Consider the following 21,670-nt stretch of genomic DNA (forward strand, 5'->3'; position numbering starts at 1 on the left):
CGTATAGGGGATAATAAACAAAAAAGGATTTTTCTTATGGTCGGACTTATACTTGCTATTATTCTTTTTAATGTAGTTGCGTTCACTACTAATAAACGGCTTACAAAAAATCAAATCGTACATATTTGGGCATTTACTATTGTTTTGCAATTGCTTTTTGATGGGTACATTGACCATAAATATCAAGGTTATTGGTATTTCGATAAAGAGATTGGATTGTTTGATTTTCTTCCTGTGACAGTTCTAGTTCCGCCTGTAAATATGATGTTTCTGAATTGGTATCCTTTTAACTCAACATTATTGAAGAAAGCTTTGTATTTTCTTTATTGGTTGATAGCGATAGTGGCCTATGAAGTGATAGCATTACTTCCAGAACCTTGGGGGTACTTTAATTATGGTTGGTGGAAATTGGAGTATTCAATACTCATTGACCCTTTCTTATTAATCATTTTAGTGATGTATTATAAGTGGATATGTAAAATAGAAAAAGTGTCCTTATTAAAGTAACCGTTTTTTATGTTTTCTCGACGTTATCGAGATACTTATAGAAGGAGAAAATGATGAACAATTATAAATTAACAATTCAATATGATGGTGGGCGCTATAAGGGGTGGCAGCGACTTGGTAATGGTGAAAACACAATCCAAGGGAAAATTGAAGCTGTCTTAACAGAGCTTGCGGGTAGACCAATCGAAATTATTGGTTGCTCTAGAACAGATGCTGGTGTCCATGCTTATGCGCAAATTGCTAACGTAAAACTAAACGTGAAGCTATCTGAAGCCGAAATAAAAAATTATCTGAATAAATATTTGCCACAAGATATTAGTGTCACAGAGGTGGCTTTAGTACCTGAACGCTTCCATGCACGCTACAACGCGAAGGATAAAACCTATTTGTATAAAATTTGGAACGAGGACTATACAAACCCATTCATGCGTAAGTACAGTATGCATGTCGAAAAAAAGTTAGATATAACCAACATGAAAAAAGCCGCCCAAGCTTTTATTGGTGAGCACGATTTTACAGCCTATTCGAATGCTAAGTCAAAGAAAAAGACGATGGTTCGAGAAATACATGCCTTGGAAATTGAAGAAAGATCCGGATTTATCTACATTCGAGTGAGTGGTAATGGTTTTCTTTACAATATGGTTCGCAAGATGGTCGGAACGTTGATCGAAGTAGGTTTAGGCCAGATTGAAGCGGAAATGATTCCAACAATTTTAGCATCGAAAGAACGAAATCAAACTGGTCTAATTGCTGAGCCAGCTGGTTTGCACTTGGAGGGAATAAATTTTTAAGTAAGCATCAGGATCGTAGTAGTGATAGCAAAAAAAGAAGCAGCGTTTTAAGCTGAAAAGGAGCCATTCGGCTCCTTTTTTTGTGCTGACTTCTCAAGAACATTATGTCACATTCTTTCAAGCTCTCTTCCATTAAACCAAACGATAATATCACTACGTTTATCCGTAATGATCTCTGGCTTTTTCTTAAGGAAATATTGATAATAAAGAAAAATAGTTAAATTATAGACGAGTCCAATACCGACAACGAACAAACGAAATTGCAACAGTCTTAGTGGAGTAACGAAAAATCCCAAAATGAACGATATGAAAATTAACACGGCAAATACGAATGCGCCAAGCCAGTACAATTTCTTCTCGTGATCTGTCAGTTGAATTTCGTTATTCATGAAAAACACCCCTTGGTTTGTCCTAAACGACAGAATACCAGTTATTTTTATATAGATATGTTGTAATGCTAGAGAATAGAACCAGGGAAATCGTTAATTGATATTGCCTAAAATTTTTTTTCGTAAAAAAAGAAAGAAGAAAATGAACTATTTATCATAAGTAATACTCTTATAAGGGAGAGAGGTGAGGTCATGGAAGTGTATCGCTTAGTGAAAAAAGCGAAAAAAGGCAATAAAGAAGCGTTACTTCAATTAATCTTCAATAAAAAAGATGAATTCTATAAGCTTGCGTTCACTTATATGGGGAATGAACATGATTCAATGGATGCCATGGAGGATATGATCGTAAAACTTTACGAAAAAATTGACCAATTAAAAAAAGACGAAGCTTTTTATAGTTGGAGTAAAACGATTTTAGTGAATAGTTGCAAAAGCATACTTCGAAAACGTAAAAAAGTAGTACTAATGGATGAGTGGAACCAGGAGCTTGAAGCAGAAGCAAGACCTGTAACCAATCCTTATCAAACGAGCGAGCAACAAATTGACCTTCAACAGCTATTAAATCATTTAAATGAATCGCAAAAGGAAGCGATACAGCTTAAATATTTTCATGATTTTGATTACCAAACAATAGCAGATATCACAAATGTTTCAATTGGAACTGTTAAATCGAGGATCTTTCAAGGGCTTAAGAAACTAAAAGATCAATATGGAGGGAATGGCGATGAATAACATTGAAAAACGGTTAGAAGAACAGAAAAAGCTCATCGATACCATGACTGCACCAGAACAATTAGAAGCAAGATTAAGAAGTGCGCTACAAGATAAGACGCGTAAGCCTAAGCAGTTTTTACCGGTCTGGAAGTTAGCAGCTGTCGCCATATTTTTTATGATGGTTGTTGGGTATAACTACAATGCCTTTGCCTACTATGGTAAAAAATTATTAGGCTTTGATGAACTAATTAACGGCACCTTACAAGAGTTGAACGATGAAGGCTTGGGGCAAGTTGTTGGTAAACAAGCGACGTTAATGGATGGAACAGAGCTAACGATTAATGGGATCATGGCCGATGCTAATCGAACGATTTTGTATTACACCTTAACGAATCGTAATGGGATCGAGGATGCTTACGACTATAACTTATTTCGTCCATCAAAAATTACTGGATTTTTTACGGATGCAGATTGGTCAAGTGGTACTGCCATACTGGGTGAGGATGGTACTGAACTTAAAGGGACCTATGATTTTGAAGCGGTTAGTCCGTTTTCAAAAACATTAACCCTTCACTATTGGCAGCAGTTAGAAAATGGTGTTTCGAAAGAAGAGAGTATTACGTTTCCGTATAACCCAAATAAAGCCATGGAAAAAACGATTAAGAAATCAATTAAGAAAAAAGTAACCGTTGATCAAGGGACGATATCCTTTAAGTCCATGCAAGCAACACCTACAATGACCGTTATTACTGGCACTGTAAATGTCGATAATTATGATCGAGTTAATCTTGCCTTACATGGAATTGAATTAATCGCTAATGGAGCGCCAGTAGAAATACTTGGTAGTAGTAGTGGCTCTTCATTTACAGGGACAAAATTCGATATTAAATATGACGCTTTGCCAAAAGAGCTCAATTCATTGGAGCTCATTGTTAAAGAATTTGCCGGATACCAACAGCTCAATACATCGATTTCGCTACACTCTAGTTTCGATACTGCCTATAATCTTAGTGGGAAAGACCTCTGGATAAATGGTGTATCAGTTACAGAAAAAGGGGTTGAGATTAGGATTGCAACCGATGAAGATGTGATGCTTGATGGCGTGTCGATAAAAACCAAAAACGAGCATATACCGCTTAAAACAATCATCAGACAAACAGAGACTATGCAGCGAGATGGACGACTAATGAAAGATCGTACACTTATTTTTGAAACAAAGCAAGAACCAGAACAAATTCTCATCGAAGGTATGCACTACATGAAACCGTACAATATAAAGATAGAAATGCCAGTTAATTAGGTATATATAGGTTTAGAGACTGTCCCAAAAGTTTCTACGCTGTAAATAGTATCTACCGGAAAGTTCACTTTCTTCGGTTGGATGTTTTGTGTGGATCATATTTACATCCGTGTTGATGAAAGTGAACTTTCATTGGTTTCTGACATTTTTTTGGGACAGTCTATCTTATTGGATTATTGCAGTACAACTGAGAGTAAATAGGTTTGTAACTTTTTGCAAAAAATAACGACTTATTAAGTACCTTACTTTTTTTAGACCATATAGAATGCACCGATTTAACGATTTGTAGCGTTATTTGGCGTTTTTGAAAAAAACATGTTGAAAGAAATGGGGATAAAAAGGCGAATTATAGAAAAATTATACAAAATATGGTTGCTAAGGGTATGGTTGTAACACTATAATGAATTAATAAAAGATTAAGAGAATAATAGAACATATTAATAATAGTTGAAGTTGTTTCGGTACTTAGTATAAAAGTACTCGTACATACATAAAAACTTAGTATTGGTATGGATTTATTAAGAGGAGGATTGTGATGAATTTTATTAAACGAGGCTTGTTAAGTGTAGTAAGGAAAAAAGGGAAATCATTAATTTTGCTAGCTGTCATCTTTATTTTAGGGAATTTGATTTCAGGGGCAATCTCTATTCAACAAGCAACAGGTAATGTTGAAAAAACGGTCAAAGAGAGGCTTGGAGCTACGGCAACTCTTGAAATCGATTATGAGGCTTGGGAAAAGCTTCCCGAGGAAGAACGATGGGAATTTGAGTTTAAACCTTTAGAACTTGACGTGATTAAACAAGTTGGTGAGCTATCATATGTAAAATATTATGATTACAACACGATCACACACTTAGGTTCTGATAGTTTAAAAAGCTATCAGGGCGAGGGTGTTGAATACGAGGTTCATGGACCGAGTATGGATTTTATGTTAAAAGGAATTAATTATCCTGCTGTTCTAGATATTGAGGAACAAAAGGCTAAATTAGTTGATGGCCGCGTCTTCACCACAGAAGAAATAGAAAATGGTACACTCACTGCTATCATCTCGAAGAAATTAGCAGATAAAAATAATCTTCTTGTTGGCGATACATTTGCATTAACAAACGCTGTCTACGATTATCGAGAATATGATGGTACTGAAGACAAACTATTTGCTTCACGTGATCTTGTCTTAGAAATTATTGGATTGTTTGAACCGACAACACTTAAAAAGGAAGATGGTGAACAGTCGCAAGATGGCATGTTTGATTATATGGATATCCAACTTCAAAATACTGTCTACGTGTCAAATGATGTTGTCTTAAGCGAAATGAAGTATCAGTTTGAACAATGGGCGAAGCTTGATGATGAATTCAGAGAACGAATGGAAAGTGAAGAGTATCCAAATTATTATACTCCAATGTATGTGTTGAATAATCCCGAAAATGGTGAAGCATTCAAGGAAGAAGTAGTTCCATTGTTACCAGAACTTTACACAGTTCGTTTAGCGACAGATCAATATGATAGTATTGCTGGACCAATGAAGTCGATGTCTAAGTTGTCTGGGTATGTATTACTAGTTTCTGTCATTGCAACGATATTGATTATTGGCTTAGTAGTATTATTGTTCTTACGTGACCGCAAACGTGAACTAGGCATTTACTTATCATTAGGTGAACGCCGTGGACGTGTTGTTGGACAGATTCTTATTGAAGTAATGGTTATCGCCGTAATTGGGATTACACTTTCCTTGGTTACAGGGAACTTATTAGCACAAGCGGTATCAGGGACAATGATTGAGTCTCAAAGTGATGATTTCAATGATCCATATAGATATTATGACCCTTCAATTACTGTGACAACAGATGATGTTGTCGAATCGTTCGAAGTTAAACTTGATGGAAAATATATCTTAATGTTCTTTGGAGTGGGCCTTTTAACAATCCTAATATCAACCATAATTCCGTTAATTTATATTGTACGCTTAAATCCAAGGAAAATAATGATGTAATAGAGAGGTGATAAAGATGATCTTAGAGGCAAAAGATTTAAACTACTACTATCAAGACGGTGAAAGCCGACGTTACGTCTTAAAAGATACAAGTGTTGCTTTTGAAAAGGGTAAATTTTACACGATTTTAGGTCAATCTGGTTCTGGTAAAACAACGTTACTCGCTTTATTGAGTGCACTAGATACTCCACAAAGTGGAACGGTATTGTTTGATGGCAAAGATATAAAGCAAATTGGCTATGAGAATTATCGCCGCAATAATGTCGGAATTATTTTTCAAAGCTATAACTTAATTCCGACGTTTACTGCAGTAGAGAACGTATTACTCCCAATGTCGATTACCGAAAATGAGCTTCCGGAGGATAAGAAGTCTGTTGCGTATAACTTACTAGATTACATCGGTATTGGAAAAAGCAAAGCAGATCGCTTAGTCAATAAACTATCCGGGGGGGAACAACAACGTGTTGCGATTGCCCGAGCTTTAGCAACGAATGTTGAGTTAATTCTTGCGGACGAACCTACTGGGAACCTTGATGAGGAAATGGAACAAGAAATTATCGAGATTTTCAAAAAGTTAGCATACGAACATCAAAAATGTGTAATTGTCGTAACCCATTCCAATGAAATTGCTCAACAATCTGATCAAACCTTCAGTCTTAAGAAAGGAAGTTTGACTCCATATGAGTGATTTTTTATCAAAATTTAACAAAGATAAATACAACGATTTGGTTGACGATAAAAAAACTGGGTCAAGCGAAAAAGAAAAGCCTGAAACGAACCAACAAGCTGACCTTGATAATGTTCAGCAAGGATCACTTGAGGGAAATAGTACTAATGGAGTGGCATCTACTGAAACTAGGTATTCGCCTACAAGTGGAAGTCGTCGAATTGAAACGACAGAAGAAGTAGAAATAGATCCAACATACCAAAAGAAGAAGCGTCGTAAATTATTGCTAACTATTATTGGAGCGCTTTTAGCGATTGTTGTAATCTACTTCATTTACCATAATATGGTTCATGTTGAGGTGCCAGATTTCACGGATCAACCGGTATCTGAGGCACGTTCTTGGGCTAAGGATCATAAACTAGAACTAGAATTAACACAAGAATTTAGTACAGAATATGAAGCAAATCGAATTTTTTCTCAAAGTATAACTGCAGGTGAAAAAATTCGTAAAGGTAAAACGATCAGTATTGTTAGTAGTAAAGGTCCTGATCCAGAAGAAATGCTTCCACTTCCAGATTTTTCAGCAATGAATCGATACGAGATTGAGAGTTGGATCCAGGAAAATAAGGCAAACAATATCAGTTTTATTTCAGAATATAGCGATGAAATTCAAGAAGGAGAATTTATTCGCTTAGTATTTAGAGATAGCAGTGTCACTGAGGCTGAATATCGTCGAAGAGACAATGCAACGATATATTTTTCAAGGGGGAAAGAAGTCTTTGAAAAAAATATTACGGTGCCTAATTTTGTAGGTAAGTCAAGAGCAGAGGTAGAGCAATGGGCAGAAACGAACTCTATCGAAATGACCTACGAAGAAGAAAACTCTAGTAGTGTTGATGCTGAGACGATTATGAGCCAAAGCGTATCTCCTGACGAAAAAGTTGCAAAAATGGATAAGATGAAAGTTGTTGTCTCTTTAGGAAGAGCGATTATTGTTCCGAATTTTGGATCGCTTTCAATGGATGAAGCGATGGCCCAAGAAGATTTAATGGTGACAGTTAAAAAGCAATTCCATTCACAAGTCCCTTATGGTGGTCTTATCTCGCAATCTATTAGTGCAGGTACGAAGCTAACGGATAAAGATAGTACTAATATTACTGTCATCTATTCAGAAGGACGTCCGTATTTAAAGGATTTCCGCGGCCAACTGGAAGGAGACTTACCAAGCTTGTTTTATGACGAGTATCAATCAAAAGGCGCCAATATTAAATACACCGTTAAGGTTGTTGACTCTTCTGAGACAAAAGGAACTGTAGTCGGAATGAGCAAATACAATGAATTTGTTCCGATGAATTATACAGTTGAAATTAGAATTAGTAATAATAAAGCTCAACCACCAGCTCAACCGGAACCACCTGTAACTGAGGAACCTACTGAAGAAGAACCGGTTGATACTGACAAATAATCAAAAGCTTAACTTGTAGCTACTGCAAGTTAAGCTTTTTTACTTTTTACTATTATGCATTGCAAGGTAGGGTTTTTTTTGGTATGCTATTTTGTATAACAAGGTAGGTGTTGAAGTTGTCGATACGAAGTCAATTATTAAAAGGAATTCTAGAAGGATGTATTCTTGCCATCATTTCACGTCAAAGTGTTTACGGCTATGAACTTTCAATGAAACTTCAAAATTATGGACTTGATGTTAGTGAAGGATCTATATACCCAATATTATTAAGGCTTCAAAAAGAAAAACTGATCAGAGGAGAAGTAATCAAGTCACAAACTGGACCGGATCGTAAATATTACTTTCTTACGGAGAAAGGAATAAACGCGCTAGAGGAGTTCCAAGTCCATTGGACCGAAATTAAAAAACCAGTTGATCTGTTATTAAAAAAGGAGGATGAAAATGAATGTAAAAGAGATGATTGAAATAAATAATGCGAAACGCAAGCAGTTATCAGAAGAAAATCGTAAATATTATGAAGAGATGTTGGTCTATATACGTCTCTCTTATAATAAATCCGAAGTTGAAACGGAAGAGATCTTATCAGATATGCTTAACCATTTATTAGAGGCACAGCTAGAGGGAAAGAACGCGACAGATGTTTTTGAGGATAATCCGAAAGCATATGCTGATGAAATTATTGGAGAACTTCCAAAAATGATTACGAAAGAACGATTTCTCCTTAGTACCATGGGAATTTTATATTTTATTGGGGTTAGTACGTTCTTATCGGGAGTATTTAGTATCATTAGCCATTATGTCTTTAACTTTGGCGCGATATATAGAGAATTTCATCTCGTATCAGTAATAATTAAAACGATCGTTTCAATCCCGATCGCGTTTATTTTACTGTATATCATTCTACAATATTTACGTTGGGCTTGCTTTAAGAAGGTTAATAAAATAGCAGAATTTTTTTTCTTTTGGGTATACGGGATGTTATCTATTGGTATGTTTCTCGTAATTTTTTTAGTAACTCCTGATGTAGGTCGTGTTGTTGAGATTTCAATGTTCGTTATTATTGTGATAGGTATCGTTTTGTATCTGTTTGCAAATATGATTAAGAATAAGTTAGACAACGAAGAAGTTTAAAATAATTACTAATTATTGAAAAAAGGCGTTATACCACTTGAAGAGTCCTTGCCTCCTCGTGTGATATAACGCCTTGCCTATTATTATAGTAACGTATTTAGTAGAGTCAACTCAAGTTTTTGAAGATTCCAATATATGGAATTATTTTGATTAGTCAAGTGAGAGCTGAAAAAATTATATATAAATTTTCTAGCAATCTTCATGCTTTTGACAAAAATTTGAAGGGGTATAGCGATAAAAGTAAATTATAATCAATGTAATTATGAAATTTTTTACATTTAATAATCCTAAAAATGAATGTAAGTATAAAGGAGAGAAGTATAAGATGGTGGAAATTATTACAGAAGTCAATCGTTTGGGAGAAATTCCCTATATGTTTTATTACTCCAAAGCTGATGATGCCGCTAAACGGCCGCTAGTTATTTATAGTCATGGCTTTAATTGCAATCAATACTCGGGTGCATCATTAGCATTGCAGCTCGCTCAAAAGGGGTTTTGTGTTGTCACTTATGATCTTAGTGAACACGGTGCACGTTATAACGGATTTATGGAACGTATTGAAAGTGACACAGATATTGGAAATTCTATCTTCAGAATTTTGGAGTCATCATATTTAGATTTAGAGTCACTCATCGAACACTTTTCCGACGATCCAAGAATTGACGCTTCAAGAATTGGGATCACTGGTGGGTCTCTAGGAGCGAAGATTTGTTATTATGCATTAACAAGAAATCGTTCAGTGAAAGTTGCCGTTCCAATCATTGGGTCACCTAATTTCGTCGAGCAAATAATATACAGTATGGAGAAAGAAAATGAACTACAATTTGAAACACTAGCTGAGTTGGCACTTTTAGAAACTGCGAAACGGTTAGATCCATTCGAGAGTTTAGTTGCAACGGAAAACAGACCGCTCCTTATGATCAATGCGTCTAAGGATGACGATGTGCCCTATCAGTATGCTGAAGGGTTGTATGAACGTTTGAAAGAAAGGTATCATCAAAGTGGCACTCCGCTTGAATTTTATGTTGCGGATGAATTTCATTTTTTCAGTGATGACATGATAGAACGTGCCATCGGGTGGTTTGAGAAGTATCTTTAGGAGTTTTTGTGAACGAAATAATATAGGATTTGCAGTTTTAATTAAACGTTTGATTAACATTATAAAGACCATCGTTTTAGCCTACAAAATGATGGTCTTTTTTGATTACATTATTAATATTTGCGAAAGGCAACATAACTGTGTAGTGTAATGGACTCGCTTTTATGGAGAAGTGCTTATATTAGAATATTGATCTCACTTGCTTGTTTTAGCTTATCAACAAGCTCTCCAATGGAGGCTTGATTTTTCTCTTGTTTAATCTCTTCGGCAAGTAGTCCTTCTACTTCTTCAAGCTCAGGCATCTCATCAGTTTGTTGTTTATATTGCTCATACCTTTCGATGATTTCTTCTTGAGAAACGGAAGGTTCTTTAATTTCACTTTCTAAATATTGATTGATAGTTAATTGTATCTTAACTTCTTCTTCGAGTTTAGCTAGAGTTAAATTGTTCTGTTCAAGAATTTCATTCAATTCTTCCTCACTACCGTACTGCTCTTTTATCTGATCTAATTGTTCTTGGACTTCTTCATTTGAAGGTGAAAATCCGCCCTTTTCAGCAGCCTGTAGTATTAGTGTTGTATTTACTAGTTGATCAAGTACATAGTTTTTAATAACGACTTCGTTTTCTCTATCAATCTCCACACCTTGTTGTAGGTAGGAAAGTTTTATTTGTTCATATTGATCGGTCAATTCTTGTTGCAAAATTTCTTTACCATTAACTATTGCAACAGGCTCATGCGGTTCGAGGTCCATCATTGAGTCTTCATTTTCTACTAAATTTTCAGTGTCTTCGCCTACTGGCATTTTCTCTTCTTGCGCCTCATCATTCCCGCTACAAGCAGCTAGTCCAAGCGAGAGAAGTAAAACAGAACTGAATAGGGTCAACTTTTTAATTAACAAAATACCACTCCTTTTTTTGAATTCAAAGGTAATTGTAACAAACACAATTTCACATGTAAAACGGTAAAATAGCAAAGCTAACTTCTCCTAAATTAGAAAATTAACTGTCACTTATCGGTACAGTAACTTAAATTATGAAACTAATAATAGTATAGGAACGTATATTTTATTAGTAATGACAGAAAGGATGACATTGATGGGACAAGAAAAATTTATACCTGAGCAACACTTAAAAAAGCGTTCACTCTTTCGTTTTCTGGGACCTATATTTCTTCTTATTGGACTAGGTTGTATGATTATCGCCTTTATAGACTTTTTTACACTGCAAGGTTTTGAGGAACCGAAATACTTTTGGTTATTTTTTGTAGGTATGCCGTTTCTTTTTGTTGGATTTAGCATGTCAGGTCTTGGCTATGGTAGTTCTGTTGCGAAATATCAGAGCAGAGAATATGCGCCTGTTGTAAAAGATACGTTTAATTATTTGGCAAAGGAGACGACTTCAGGAGTGGTGGAAGTCTCTAAAGCCATACAGCAGGGAAGCAGCTTTACACAATCAACAATCTGTCATAGCTGTCATCAACAAAATGACATTCATGCAAAATTTTGCGTTGAATGTGGCGAAAAGTTGGCTAAAGTTTGCAGTAGGTGCAAAAAAGTAAATATAAATGAAGCACGTTTTTGTAATGAATGTGGGAACTCAATAGAATAACGCTACTTACTGTATAACTAACAGATAACTGTTTTGAGTAAAAAATCATCGAAGTAAATGTATATACAGCTTGATTTTGACAATAAAGTTACTAGTATAAAAAAAGGTGGAATTCTATGTATGAATTAAAAACAAAAGAAACTGATCATAGTGTTGTTGAGTTTATTGAACAAGTTGAAAATCCTAAAAAGCGAGAAGATGCATATAAACTATTAGATATTTTTACTGAAACTACAAGTTTTAAAGCGAAGATGTGGGGAACGAGTATCATCGGGTTTGGAAGCTATCATTATAAGTATGAATCGGGGCACGAAGGTGATGCTCCTCTAGTTGGTTTCTCTCCCCGTAAAGCAAAAATTAGTTTGTATTTCGCAACTGGTGATACTAAACGAGAAGAACTACTAAAAACCTTCGGAAAACACACGACAGGAAAAGCTTGTGTATATATCAATAAGTTAGCCGATATTGATGTTGATGTGTTAAAGGAGTTAATTAACCAATCGGTTATATTCTTAAAAGAAACCTATCCAAATTAGGAAGAGTTTGAATTAGGAACCAAGCCTTATAGGCTTTGGTTCTTTTCTTTTAGGGTGCCAGGCACCTCACACAAAAGGTGCCAGGCACTTCTTGGTTATGATGATACTGAAAATTTGTTAATTCTTCGAAATTCTTTCGGTGTGAGCCCGATGTAGCGTTTAAATGTAGCTGTGTAGTAGCTCTGATTGCAGAAACGGAACAAAATAGCAATATTAGAAATTGGTGTATTCGTATGCAGCAAGAAATACTTTGAATCTTCGACTCTTTTTTTATTGATGAATGTTGTTAGACACATACCGACTTCTTTTTTGAAAATCTGAGATAAATAGTTTGGATTAACATAAACGTGTTCAGCAATGATTTCTAACGATAAATCATCAATAATATGTTCATGGATGTAGGTAATTGCTTGTTGGATCGTGTGTTTATATGTTTGCTTAACTTCTTCGTTTAATGCTGTAATAAAATGATGAAGCATTTGATATTCAAGTTCTGCTAATTGTTTCATATCATCACTTTTTTCAATTTGATTAATATAGACGTCACTTAAATTGAAGGCTATTTCTGGAGGCATTCCTCCTTGAATGATTGCTCTAGTAAACAATGTACATAGGCAAATATAAGAATTCTTTAAAGAACGAAGTGGTGTTTCTGCTAATGTCGGACGATCGATCTGATTAATCTCATTTAAATACATTGTTGCCTTCTCAATGTTCCGTTCACTAATAGCACTTAAAACTTTTTGTTCTAGAAAAAAAGGCGGATGAAGATAAAACTCGGATTGGTTCTTAATCCGCTCTAAAAAAAATTGTTTAATCATTAAAGGGTTAATTGAATTAGACATTTTAAAATCATTCCTTAAAATTTTAATAGGAATCTGAAAATATTAATATAAATGGCTGTAAACGGTTGTTAGAATGTTGCTAAAGATAGGTTGTTATTAAAATCTGCTTTTAAAAATAAATAATATCGTTTTAAAAATCATCAACATAAATATACTGTAAATTCGTTGTAAATGCTTGAATAATATTGTAGTTTCCATTTTTGTACAAATGATTGTTAGCACACATGTACATAATATCTTTGTTAGCGTCACTAACCGATTGTATGATCAAATGCAACTATGGCTTACTTCTGCTGTTAGATATGATAAAAATATGAGGTGAAGAAATGACTTGGAAAATACGAAATAATGAACTTGGGGAACAACAGCTTCTTGTTAATGAAAGTCTATTCTTTAACGGAAACGGCTATTTAGGTGTGCGCGGTAACTTTGAAGAGGGATATAATGAAGACTTGAAATCAATTAGAGGGACGTATATAAATGCGTTCCATGACATCATTGATATTACATATGGAGAAAAGTTGCATGCGTTCCCTGAAACGCAGCAAAAACTGTTAAACGTTATCGATGCTCAAAGCATTGAACTGCGATTAGGAGATGACCAAGAACCTTTCTCTCTATTTACTGGCGAAGTCCTATCATACGAGCGAACGTTGCATATGGATAAAGGATATAGTGAGCGCATAGTCCATTGGCGTTCTCCAAAAGGCAAGGAAGTAAAACTGACGATTAGAAGGTTAGTTTCATTCGTTCACCCTGAATTATTTACGATTGACTATAAAATTACTCCTGTCAACTTTCATGGGAAGCTGACAATCATTTCAACCGTTAATGGTGATGTTTCAAACTTTGTTGATCCGAATGATCCCCGTGTAGCTTCGGGTCATGCAAAACGCTTAAAAACTTGTTTCATTGAACAAAATGGCGAGTTTTCTGCGATTGTAAATGAAGCCCAACGATCTAGGTTAAGGGTAGCATGTGTGACAAACTATCTTTTACCAAAAGATATAAAAAGAGAAGACGAGGTAACTGAACGAGCAATTAAAACGATTTTGACAACCAACCTAATAGAAGAAATTAACGTAACGAAGGTTAACATCTTAACAGATACGCTAAGACATGAAGATGTTATTACAAGTGCTTACAATATCCATGAGCAAATCGCTAATCAAAATTTTGAAACGATGCTTGCTGAGCAAAAACACTATTTAGATGACTTTTGGAAATATGCTGATATTGAAATCAATGGTGATGAAGCACTTCAACAAGGAATTCGTTTTAACCTTTATCACTTATTGCAATCAGTTGGAAAAGACCGCTATAGCAATATTGCAGCAAAAGGGTTGTCTGGTGAAGGATATGAAGGACATTATTTTTGGGACACGGAGATTTATATTTTCCCAGTGTTCTTAATGACCAATCCAAGTTTGGCGAAAAATCTACTCCTTTACCGCTATTCAATTTTAGATGGGGCACGTGCGCGTGCAAAGGAAATGGGACATAGTAAGGGCGCGTTATTTCCGTGGCGAACGATTTCGGGTACCGAGTGCTCTGCTTATTACCCTGCTGGAACAGCTCAATATCATATCAGTGCTGATATTGCTTATAGTTATATCCAATATTATTTAGCGACGAAGGACGAAAAGTTTCTCCAACAGTTTGGTGCTGAAGTATTATTTGAAACTGCAAGGCTTTGGATCGATGTTGGCCATTATTATAATGGACAATTTAGAATTGATGCGGTCACAGGCCCTGATGAATATACGTGTATCGTAAATAATAATTATTATACAAACGTTATGGCCAAGTATAACTTACACTGGGCAGGGAAGGTCTTTGAGCTATTGCAAGAGCAGGCACCTGATGTTTTTGCTGCTTTGAGTGAGAAGTTACAGCTATCTGAATCAGAACATACAGAATGGATTAATGCTAGTTCTTTAATGTATCTACCATATAACAGTGAGCTTGACCTCAATCCTCAAGATGATACATTTCTCCAAAAAGCTGTTTGGGATTTTGAGCAAACGAAGGAAGATCAATATCCGTTATTGTTGCATTATCATCCATTAACTTTGTATCGCTATCAAGTATGTAAACAAGCAGATACAGTGTTAGCTCACTTCTTATTGGAAGATGAGCAAAGTATTGAGACGATTAGAAATTCATATCATTATTATGAAAAAATTACGACACATGATTCCTCATTATCTTCTTGTGTCTTTAGTATCATGGCAGCAAAATTAAATGAACAAGAAAAGGCTTATGATTATTTCACCGAGACGGCACGATTAGATATTGATAATACCCATGGTAATACAAAGGACGGCTTACATATGGCTAACATGGGTGGAACATGGCTTGCAATTGTGTATGGCTTTGCAGGGGTCCGTTTAAAAGAAGCTGGTCTGTTTTTAGCGCCTAGTTTACCGACTGCTTGGAGCGGTTATTGCTTCTCGATGTACTACCAAGGTAGTGGTCTTAAAATAAGTATTGATGCCGAACTTGTCGAGATCGAATTGATTGAGGGAAGCGAGGTTACTGTTCATCTTTATGATAACGAAGTAACAGTAACAACAGAACCAATTAAAGTACAATTAAGACGGTAAATTAAATAAGCATAAGACTCCGCGTAGGTTAGTTACACCTTGCGGAGTTTTTGTATATTTAGGTACATATTCAAAAAAATGTAATCACGTGCTATTAACTATGATAAAATCAAATTGAAATTACTAGAAACTTAGTATATTAGAGGAGAGGGAATGTCCTGATGAATGAGTGTTTTGCATCGTTTCCTAGATTAGAAACAGAAAGATTAAGTCTCAGCCAGGTTCAGTATAAAGATACCGATCAGTTATATGAAATCCTAAGTGATCCAGAGGTAGCAATGTTCGATTACTTTTATCCAGTTACATCAAAGGCAGAAGTGACTAAATTTATCGATAGATACAAGAAAGAATATGAGAAAAATGAAGAGATTACATGGGGGATTAACCTAAAGGAAACAGATCAATTGATTGGAATATGTTGCTTAGGATCTTTTGATGAAGGTGCTAGAAGAGCGGAATTAGGTTATGACATTGCCCAAGCAAAATGGGGCAAAGGATATGCAACAGAAGCGATAAGAGCTGTTATTGATTTTGGGTTTAATAGTATGATGTTAAATAGAATTGAAGCTACAATAACTCCAGGGAACGATGCATCTGTTCAAGTATTGAAAAAACTTAACTTCATTCAAGAAGGAGTGTTCAGAGAAAGAGATTTAATCAAAGGTAAGCTAGAGGATGGTATATTAATGTCAATCCTTAAGAGAGATTACATAAACGAAACGCCTTAAACAGACTGTCCCATAAGTGTCAGCATGTCTCGAAGTGATACTATTTATAGGAGTGTATGGGTACACATTCTATTTCTAGTAGATGAGGTGACTGATACTTTGCTTTTGGGGCAGTCTTTTTTCGTTTTTTTGTTCATTCTAGTACAGAAAAACGAAGCGTAGCCTTCAAAAATCAGCGGCCAAACTGTATACAGATTAATTTTGAAAAAAATAATTTTTTTTTATATTAGTGTAATCTTTAGTTGATGAAGTGTCGTCTATTATGCAGAGACGAAAAAAGGAGGGGAGAGAGATTAACGATGAAGCATTGCTTAAACAAGTGCTGCGTGGAAATAACCATGCCTTTCGTTTATTCATTGAGAAGTATCGAAACGACATTTTTAAAGTAGCTTACTCAGTGTTACGAAATGAAAAGGATGCAGAAGATGCAGCTCAGGAAATTTTTGTGAAAATTTATTACTCTCTCCCTAAGTATGAAGGTAAAGGCTTGAAGACATGGATGACCCGGATTGCAGTCAATCATTCGATTGACATCAAACGTAAAAAAGAACGCAGACGTGAAGAGGTCACAGAAGATCTCAGTTTGCAGCTAAAGCCTACCAACTTCGAAGGCGTTGAGGGAGAGCTAATTAAAAAAGAGAAGCTACATCTTGTGCAAAGAAGGGTAAATGAGTTGCCTGAGAATTATCGAGCTGTTGTCCATGGCTATTACATACAAGAAAAAAGCTCGCAACAGTTAGCAGTGGAATTGGATGTACAGGAAAAAACGATTTTAGTAAAGTTGCACCGTGCTAGAAACTGGATGAAGAAACGTTGGAAGGAGGAGGATTTTGAATGAAGCATATTTCTAGTGAAGAATGGATGCGCTATGTAAAGGGTGAGTTAACAGATGAACTACGTGACAGCTATGAAGCGCATTTATACGAGTGTGAGGAATGTATGAATTCATATCTCAAAGCGATGGAAGCTTCTGAGTCCTCTTTACCACTATTAAGCGAAGGTAGCCAATTGACAGATACAATTATGAAACAAATTGGTGAAGTCGATTTAACGAGAGGTGCAACGAACCAGCGCCCATTTTATCAACATACGTTGTTTCATTATGTAATTGCTGCAGCCATGACGCTTGTTCTGATGTTTTCTGGAGTGTTTCACTCAATTACTACCTATGTTGATGATGTTCAGAGTACAACATTGTCACAACAAACGTCTATTACTGAAAAAATATTAGAAACTAAATTCACGAAAATAAATGATGAGAAATAAGGAGGCGAAAACAATGAATAACCATAGACATCCATTAGTTGGATTTATGCTCTCGGTGTTTCCTGGAGGTGGGCAATTTTATTATGGAAATACGTATCGTGGAGTTTTTTATTTAATGGCCACAATCGTACCAGTTATATTGGCTTTTATCCTAACAATCTTAAGCGGAGATGAGGGGTTTTTACTATTCGCACTAGTAGGGTTATTCTTTTATCTCGTTAGTTTTATCGATACGATTATCGTTGGTGCACGAAGACCACGAGAAATTATCGTTCAAAGTAATGAACTACCACAAGCAAGTAGAAATGTAGAGTCTGAACGCTTTTTCACAATTGTATTGTCATTTATTCCGGGCGTCGGTCATTTTCAGCTAGGACTAATGAATCGAGGTTTTACATTTTTAACAGCGTTTTTAGGTACAGGGATCATGATCTTTTTTACGGCTGTGATGTTAAGACAAGATGCGTTTCTCATTTTTATGGCATTTTTACCAGTCGTTTGGGTGTACAGCTTTTTTGATGCTATCCAGCAATTAAATAAAAAGCAACGTGGCGAAGAACTTGATGACCGTTCTATTCTCGATGATTTAGAAAAAAGTCGTGAAGATGGTCGTAAAAGTAAAGCAATTGCTACATTATTATCAATTTTCCCTGGTGCTGGGCATCTTTATTTAGGATACCAACGCCGTGGAATTCAATTGATGGCAGCATTCTTGTTTGCCCTCTATATTTTAGATGTGCTTCGCTTAGGGATCTTCTTGTTTTTAATCCCAATCATTTGGTTTTATAGCTTTTTTGACGGCTTACAAAAGGCGAGTAGACATAATGGAGATGAATTAATCGAAGATGTGCCTGTGATCAATTACCTTGTTAATCATCAGCGTTGGGTTGGAATAGGGCTTATTGTCTTAGGAGCATATTATATGCTTGACCAGGTGTTTATCCCATCAATCGCTCCAAAACTGACAGAATTTCTGCAAGTTGACATTCGACGGTTTTATTACGATTATTTTCAAACGATTATCGTCTGTATTCTACTAATTGGTGGTGGCTTTAAGTTAATGATGGGAAGCAAAGCGAAAGGAGAAGATGCCTCGTGAGGACATGGAGAGTAGGAACTGTATCGATGGGAGCAGCCCTTGTTCTACTTGGAGTATTGCTGCTTTTATCTAGAGTGTTTGCATTTGATATTTACACGATTATGCTGTCATGGTGGCCGGCTATTTTAATTGTTTTAGGAATTGAAATTATCGTCTTTCTTTTCATAACTGGAAAAGAGAAAGCTGTAGTTAAATATGATATTTTTAGCATTATCTTCATCGGGTTTATTGGAACCGTTGGAATTGCCTTTGCTTTAGTAAGTTCATTGGGAATCGTTGATGAAGTAAAAGATCAATTCACACGGCAGGAAGAAACGAGAGATTTACCAATGTTGCTAGAGCAGCTTCCAACTAGCGTTACAAGAGTTGTAATTGAAGCTGACCGTACCCCGTTAGTCATTGAAGAAACTACGTCTCGTGAGTATTCGATTTTTGGAACGTACAGAACACAATTTTCCAAAAACGATACTCAGATTCTTAAAATGACTGAGGAATATGTTACTACTCACCAAAAGGGAGAAACACTATATGTAACCTTAAAGCGGTTGCCTGAACGAAATAACTGGAATTATAGTTATTCGACGATGGCAGTAACGATGCTTGTGCCATCTAACGTGAATGTCGAGGTCAGAAAATCGCAAGAGGTCGTATTACGTCCTCGTACGATCAATGCCGATTTCCTGATAGAACAGGTGTCTGACGTAATAGTCCATTTACCGGTTGCCGCCAGTGATGTACTACTACAAGCAATAAATGTTCACCAGTTAAACGGTTCAGACCTTGAATGGGATGTGACACCGATGGAGGATACGTCAGATGAGTGGGGACCAAAGAATGCTCAAATCCAGTTAGGAGAGGGCACAAATAAAATTACCATACTAAATTCACATAGTGTAAGTTTCTATAATTAATTTGTGGAGATATCTTCATGGAGTTTCAGACGCTAATGGCGATAAAATACCTAAAATTTCAAGAACCCAATTTCGGGTTCTTTTTCTTTTCCCCCCTAAAAAACAATCAATCATCCGTATAGAATAACTAAGAAAAAGTTTCATATTGAGTTTTATTTACAGGTAAAAGAACTTATTTGATAATCACAATGTAAGTGAGATTATTCGTTTTAGGCAAAGCAACCAAGACTATAGAACAGACACTTCTATTTGATCTAGGAAAAAAATAAATCAAAAGGAGTCGGGATATGACATTAAAACAATTTGTTCTAAATAAAATTGAAAATATTAATGGTTTTGATACGGAAACTAGTAACTGTATTAAAAAAGTAATCAGGTCAACGATCAAAGATTTCGAATTTAGGAGTGTTGTAAAAGTGGAAGAAACGGAAGCGGGAAGGTGTGAAATTTTATACCTAGCTTCTGCTGTTGAAGAAAAATTGCTGTCTAAGATAGCGGAGTTCGCCATTGGTACTGAAGAAGAAACAAGTATTGAGTCAATCTATGAAGGTTACGTAGTGAGAAATTATTAATGGTTTCTAAAAGCCCTTAAAAAATATGGTTTATTACTCTTAAGGAAAAGAGACTGTCCCACAGTGGCAGTTCACCTCGTTTTGATATGATCTGTAGTGTTTTAAAGCAAAACTCTACAGATTGTGCCTGGGGTGACTGTTACTTAGCATTTGGGACGGCCTCTTTTTTTAATTGGCAACTTTACTAAGATACTCTTCTAAGGTTATTCCTAATTCATAGATTACTTTGGCAGGTTCTTTTCCAACATAGCGTAAATGCCAAGGTTCAAATGTGTAACGGGTGATATTTTCTTTCCCTTCGAGATAACGAATAATATAACCATATTTATGGGCGTTTTCTTTAATCCAGATGCCTTCTTGTGTATTTTCAAAGTCTGTTGTTAATGCAAAGCTGACTTTTCTAGAGGTTAGATCCATTGCTAGACCAGTTTGATGTTCGCTTTCCCCTGGAAACGCACTAAAATCATTTGCTTGGTCATACCCTACGCGTAAAATATTGCTACAGAATAATTGTCGCTGTTTAGCGAAGCTACGAAAGCCGGAAGCAGCAACCAAATTGATACCTTCTTGCTTACTTTGTTCAAACATTTCTTCCAAGGCGGTAGCCGCTTCTTTTCGTAAATATTTACTTTCTGACTCTCCTTCAAAAGAAAATGGTACATCAACAACAACTAAATCCTCTGGCTTGTAATCATCGGGTAATACATATTGTTTATTAACTAATACTAATAGATCATCTGGATCCTCTATTTCTTGTTTTTCACTTGAATCATAAGGGATTTCTTGAATTCTTGATTGGGATACCCAGCCTTCTGTTCCTCTGTAGTGTACGAAAACCCAGTCACCTTCAGTATCGACAGCAAAGACATGTGCCCCAAAAAGCAAGGTGTCTATTTTATTCGATTGAGTTGTTGGTTGCTCATATAGATCTAATCCAGAGCTAGTGATGACCAATGCTTCAAAAATTGCCTCTACTGGCAATTTCGTTTTTAGTTGACTTTCTTCAACAGTAGGAGCACTTGTATCACCACTATCTGTAATTTCATCTAGCTCCGTGCTTTCAGTGTTGTCAGCCTCACGATCTTTGCCATCCGTCGTTTCAGAAGAAATAAGCTCTGAATCTTTCATAATCGAAGTCTGTTCGCCACTTGAAGCGCAGCCTACCATTAAAAGGGTTGGGATGATAAAAGTAAGAATATATTTAAACATGTTACCTCCACTAATTATTTATATATTAATAGATTTACTAAATAAAGCATACTATAGGCCTCGTAACTATGTAAACCAATCCCATTAATTTATATTTTTCATATTAGGGTAAAATTAGATCTCTTTACAAGAGTTGCAATTAAACTAAAATTTTTCATATTTAATTAATAAACAGTTCTTACTTCGGTCATAATTTGGTCACATTTTTCCTGTAAATTGTAATTAGATCCAAAC

23 protein-coding genes are annotated in these 21,670 nt (G+C 35.7%); 19 read left to right on the forward strand and 4 right to left on the reverse strand.

Features of this window, described 5'->3' with window-relative positions; all coding sequences use genetic code 11:
* The first annotated feature begins 36 nt into the window (after positions 1-36).
* The gene (locus ACK4M9_RS11470; protein ID WP_409850504.1) at positions 37-507 is read left to right on the forward strand and encodes a hypothetical protein; all 471 of its coding nucleotides are present in this window, start codon (positions 37-39) and stop codon (positions 505-507) included.
* 53 nt (positions 508-560) lie between these two features.
* Positions 561-1,298 carry a tRNA pseudouridine(38-40) synthase TruA gene (gene truA / locus ACK4M9_RS11475; RefSeq protein WP_409850870.1) on the forward strand — a complete coding sequence of 246 codons (738 nt, stop codon included), beginning with the start codon at positions 561-563 and terminating at the stop codon, positions 1,296-1,298.
* A gap of 107 nt (positions 1,299-1,405) precedes the next feature.
* On the opposite strand, the gene ACK4M9_RS11480 is transcribed toward truA, so the two are convergent.
* Complete coding sequence (locus tag ACK4M9_RS11480) at positions 1,406-1,687, reverse strand: hypothetical protein (protein WP_409850506.1); 282 nt, start codon at positions 1,685-1,687, stop codon at positions 1,406-1,408.
* Positions 1,688-1,879: 192 nt separating this feature from the next.
* On the opposite strand from ACK4M9_RS11480, the gene ACK4M9_RS11485 reads away from it, so the two are divergent.
* The 8 genes from ACK4M9_RS11485 (at position 1,880) to ACK4M9_RS11520 (ending at position 10,056) form a co-directional block, all read left to right on the forward strand.
* Positions 1,880-2,419: a sigma-70 family RNA polymerase sigma factor gene (locus tag ACK4M9_RS11485; protein ID WP_409850508.1), complete on the forward strand. Its 540-nt coding sequence runs from the start codon at positions 1,880-1,882 to the stop codon at positions 2,417-2,419.
* Positions 2,412-3,701: a DUF4179 domain-containing protein gene (locus ACK4M9_RS11490; RefSeq protein WP_409850510.1), complete on the forward strand. Its 1,290-nt coding sequence runs from the start codon at positions 2,412-2,414 to the stop codon at positions 3,699-3,701. The genes ACK4M9_RS11485 and ACK4M9_RS11490 overlap by 8 nt, the downstream gene beginning before the upstream one ends.
* Before the next feature lie 535 nt (positions 3,702-4,236).
* The gene (locus ACK4M9_RS11495) at positions 4,237-5,694 is read left to right on the forward strand and encodes an ABC transporter permease (RefSeq protein WP_409850512.1); all 1,458 of its coding nucleotides are present in this window, start codon (positions 4,237-4,239) and stop codon (positions 5,692-5,694) included.
* A gap of 16 nt (positions 5,695-5,710) precedes the next feature.
* Positions 5,711-6,382 (forward strand): ABC transporter ATP-binding protein, encoded by a 672-nt coding sequence (locus ACK4M9_RS11500; RefSeq protein ID WP_409850514.1) that lies wholly within the window; start codon positions 5,711-5,713, stop codon positions 6,380-6,382.
* On the forward strand, positions 6,375-7,826 hold the full coding sequence (locus ACK4M9_RS11505) for a PASTA domain-containing protein (RefSeq protein ID WP_409850516.1): 1,452 nt from the start codon (positions 6,375-6,377) through the stop codon (positions 7,824-7,826). The genes ACK4M9_RS11500 and ACK4M9_RS11505 overlap by 8 nt, the downstream gene beginning before the upstream one ends.
* A 116-nt stretch (positions 7,827-7,942) precedes the next feature.
* Positions 7,943-8,290 carry a PadR family transcriptional regulator gene (locus ACK4M9_RS11510; RefSeq protein ID WP_409850518.1) on the forward strand — a complete coding sequence of 116 codons (348 nt, stop codon included), beginning with the start codon at positions 7,943-7,945 and terminating at the stop codon, positions 8,288-8,290.
* Positions 8,268-8,957 carry a DUF1129 family protein gene (locus ACK4M9_RS11515; protein WP_409850520.1) on the forward strand — a complete coding sequence of 230 codons (690 nt, stop codon included), beginning with the start codon at positions 8,268-8,270 and terminating at the stop codon, positions 8,955-8,957. Before ACK4M9_RS11510 ends, ACK4M9_RS11515 begins: the two co-directional genes overlap by 23 nt.
* Positions 8,958-9,282: 325 nt before the next feature.
* Positions 9,283-10,056, forward strand: a complete 774-nt coding sequence (locus tag ACK4M9_RS11520) for an alpha/beta hydrolase family protein (protein ID WP_409850521.1) — start codon at positions 9,283-9,285, stop codon at positions 10,054-10,056.
* A 176-nt stretch (positions 10,057-10,232) separates the two neighbouring features.
* On the opposite strand, the gene ACK4M9_RS11525 is transcribed toward ACK4M9_RS11520, so the two are convergent.
* Positions 10,233-10,955 carry a SurA N-terminal domain-containing protein gene (locus ACK4M9_RS11525; RefSeq protein WP_409850523.1) on the reverse strand — a complete coding sequence of 241 codons (723 nt, stop codon included), beginning with the start codon at positions 10,953-10,955 and terminating at the stop codon, positions 10,233-10,235.
* 196 nt (positions 10,956-11,151) lie between these two features.
* Here ACK4M9_RS11525 and ACK4M9_RS11530 point away from each other — a divergent pair, with 196 nt between their 5' ends.
* Entirely contained in the window at positions 11,152-11,664 is a 513-nt protein-coding gene (locus tag ACK4M9_RS11530) for a zinc ribbon domain-containing protein (protein ID WP_409850525.1), read from the forward strand.
* Between the two features lie 116 nt (positions 11,665-11,780).
* Positions 11,781-12,200, forward strand: a complete 420-nt coding sequence (locus ACK4M9_RS11535; RefSeq protein ID WP_409850527.1) for a DUF1801 domain-containing protein — start codon at positions 11,781-11,783, stop codon at positions 12,198-12,200.
* A 95-nt stretch (positions 12,201-12,295) separates the two neighbouring features.
* Here the strand turns inward: ACK4M9_RS11535 and ACK4M9_RS11540 are convergent, their stop codons facing one another.
* Positions 12,296-13,045, reverse strand: a complete 750-nt coding sequence (locus ACK4M9_RS11540) for an AraC family transcriptional regulator (protein WP_409850529.1) — start codon at positions 13,043-13,045, stop codon at positions 12,296-12,298.
* Between the two features lie 326 nt (positions 13,046-13,371).
* On the opposite strand from ACK4M9_RS11540, the gene ACK4M9_RS11545 reads away from it, so the two are divergent.
* From ACK4M9_RS11545 to ACK4M9_RS11575, 7 genes are all read left to right on the forward strand, one after another.
* On the forward strand, positions 13,372-15,651 hold the full coding sequence (locus ACK4M9_RS11545; protein ID WP_409850531.1) for a glycoside hydrolase family 65 protein: 2,280 nt from the start codon (positions 13,372-13,374) through the stop codon (positions 15,649-15,651).
* 161 nt (positions 15,652-15,812) lie between these two features.
* The gene (locus ACK4M9_RS11550) at positions 15,813-16,379 is read left to right on the forward strand and encodes a GNAT family N-acetyltransferase (RefSeq protein WP_409850533.1); all 567 of its coding nucleotides are present in this window, start codon (positions 15,813-15,815) and stop codon (positions 16,377-16,379) included.
* A gap of 262 nt (positions 16,380-16,641) precedes the next feature.
* Positions 16,642-17,217, forward strand: a complete 576-nt coding sequence (locus ACK4M9_RS11555) for an RNA polymerase sigma factor (protein ID WP_409850534.1) — start codon at positions 16,642-16,644, stop codon at positions 17,215-17,217.
* Complete coding sequence (locus ACK4M9_RS11560) at positions 17,214-17,645, forward strand: anti-sigma factor family protein (RefSeq protein WP_409850536.1); 432 nt, start codon at positions 17,214-17,216, stop codon at positions 17,643-17,645. The genes ACK4M9_RS11555 and ACK4M9_RS11560 overlap by 4 nt, the downstream gene beginning before the upstream one ends.
* Before the next feature lie 13 nt (positions 17,646-17,658).
* Entirely contained in the window at positions 17,659-18,744 is a 1,086-nt protein-coding gene (locus ACK4M9_RS11565) for a hypothetical protein (protein ID WP_409850538.1), read from the forward strand.
* A complete protein-coding gene (locus tag ACK4M9_RS11570) occupies positions 18,741-19,655 on the forward strand; it encodes a LiaI-LiaF-like domain-containing protein (protein WP_409850540.1) in 915 nt (304 codons plus the stop codon). Before ACK4M9_RS11565 ends, ACK4M9_RS11570 begins: the two co-directional genes overlap by 4 nt.
* Before the next feature lie 287 nt (positions 19,656-19,942).
* Positions 19,943-20,227 (forward strand): DUF6407 family protein, encoded by a 285-nt coding sequence (locus ACK4M9_RS11575; protein ID WP_409850542.1) that lies wholly within the window; start codon positions 19,943-19,945, stop codon positions 20,225-20,227.
* Positions 20,228-20,395: 168 nt separating this feature from the next.
* Here the strand turns inward: ACK4M9_RS11575 and ACK4M9_RS11580 are convergent, their stop codons facing one another.
* Positions 20,396-21,436 (reverse strand): D-alanyl-D-alanine carboxypeptidase family protein, encoded by a 1,041-nt coding sequence (locus ACK4M9_RS11580; protein ID WP_409850544.1) that lies wholly within the window; start codon positions 21,434-21,436, stop codon positions 20,396-20,398.
* Positions 21,437-21,670 lie beyond the last annotated feature (234 nt).

Origin of the sequence: Anaerobacillus sp. (genome assembly GCF_046314235.1) — a bacterium.
Classification (GTDB): Bacteria; Bacillota; Bacilli; order Bacillales; family Anaerobacillaceae; genus Anaerobacillus.

What these genes read in the sequence shown, in the direction of transcription:
- ACK4M9_RS11470 (WP_409850504.1), top strand. Translation starts at nt 37, where the DNA reads ATGGTCGGACTTATACTTGCTATTATTCTTTTTAATGTAGTTGCGTTC.
- truA (WP_409850870.1), top strand. Translation starts at nt 561, where the DNA reads ATGAACAATTATAAATTAACAATTCAATATGATGGTGGGCGCTATAAG.
- ACK4M9_RS11480 (WP_409850506.1), bottom strand. Translation starts at nt 1,687, where the DNA reads ATGAATAACGAAATTCAACTGACAGATCACGAGAAGAAATTGTACTGG.
- ACK4M9_RS11485 (WP_409850508.1), top strand. Translation starts at nt 1,880, where the DNA reads ATGGAAGTGTATCGCTTAGTGAAAAAAGCGAAAAAAGGCAATAAAGAA.
- ACK4M9_RS11490 (WP_409850510.1), top strand. Translation starts at nt 2,412, where the DNA reads ATGAATAACATTGAAAAACGGTTAGAAGAACAGAAAAAGCTCATCGAT.
- ACK4M9_RS11495 (WP_409850512.1), top strand. Translation starts at nt 4,237, where the DNA reads ATGAATTTTATTAAACGAGGCTTGTTAAGTGTAGTAAGGAAAAAAGGG.
- ACK4M9_RS11500 (WP_409850514.1), top strand. Translation starts at nt 5,711, where the DNA reads ATGATCTTAGAGGCAAAAGATTTAAACTACTACTATCAAGACGGTGAA.
- ACK4M9_RS11505 (WP_409850516.1), top strand. Translation starts at nt 6,375, where the DNA reads ATGAGTGATTTTTTATCAAAATTTAACAAAGATAAATACAACGATTTG.
- ACK4M9_RS11515 (WP_409850520.1), top strand. Translation starts at nt 8,268, where the DNA reads ATGAATGTAAAAGAGATGATTGAAATAAATAATGCGAAACGCAAGCAG.
- ACK4M9_RS11520 (WP_409850521.1), top strand. Translation starts at nt 9,283, where the DNA reads ATGGTGGAAATTATTACAGAAGTCAATCGTTTGGGAGAAATTCCCTAT.
- ACK4M9_RS11530 (WP_409850525.1), top strand. Translation starts at nt 11,152, where the DNA reads ATGGGACAAGAAAAATTTATACCTGAGCAACACTTAAAAAAGCGTTCA.
- ACK4M9_RS11535 (WP_409850527.1), top strand. Translation starts at nt 11,781, where the DNA reads ATGTATGAATTAAAAACAAAAGAAACTGATCATAGTGTTGTTGAGTTT.
- ACK4M9_RS11540 (WP_409850529.1), bottom strand. Translation starts at nt 13,045, where the DNA reads ATGTCTAATTCAATTAACCCTTTAATGATTAAACAATTTTTTTTAGAG.
- ACK4M9_RS11545 (WP_409850531.1), top strand. Translation starts at nt 13,372, where the DNA reads ATGACTTGGAAAATACGAAATAATGAACTTGGGGAACAACAGCTTCTT.
- ACK4M9_RS11550 (WP_409850533.1), top strand. Translation starts at nt 15,813, where the DNA reads ATGAATGAGTGTTTTGCATCGTTTCCTAGATTAGAAACAGAAAGATTA.
- ACK4M9_RS11555 (WP_409850534.1), top strand. Translation starts at nt 16,642, where the DNA reads ATGCAGAGACGAAAAAAGGAGGGGAGAGAGATTAACGATGAAGCATTG.
- ACK4M9_RS11560 (WP_409850536.1), top strand. Translation starts at nt 17,214, where the DNA reads ATGAAGCATATTTCTAGTGAAGAATGGATGCGCTATGTAAAGGGTGAG.
- ACK4M9_RS11565 (WP_409850538.1), top strand. Translation starts at nt 17,659, where the DNA reads ATGAATAACCATAGACATCCATTAGTTGGATTTATGCTCTCGGTGTTT.
- ACK4M9_RS11575 (WP_409850542.1), top strand. Translation starts at nt 19,943, where the DNA reads ATGACATTAAAACAATTTGTTCTAAATAAAATTGAAAATATTAATGGT.
- ACK4M9_RS11580 (WP_409850544.1), bottom strand. Translation starts at nt 21,436, where the DNA reads ATGTTTAAATATATTCTTACTTTTATCATCCCAACCCTTTTAATGGTA.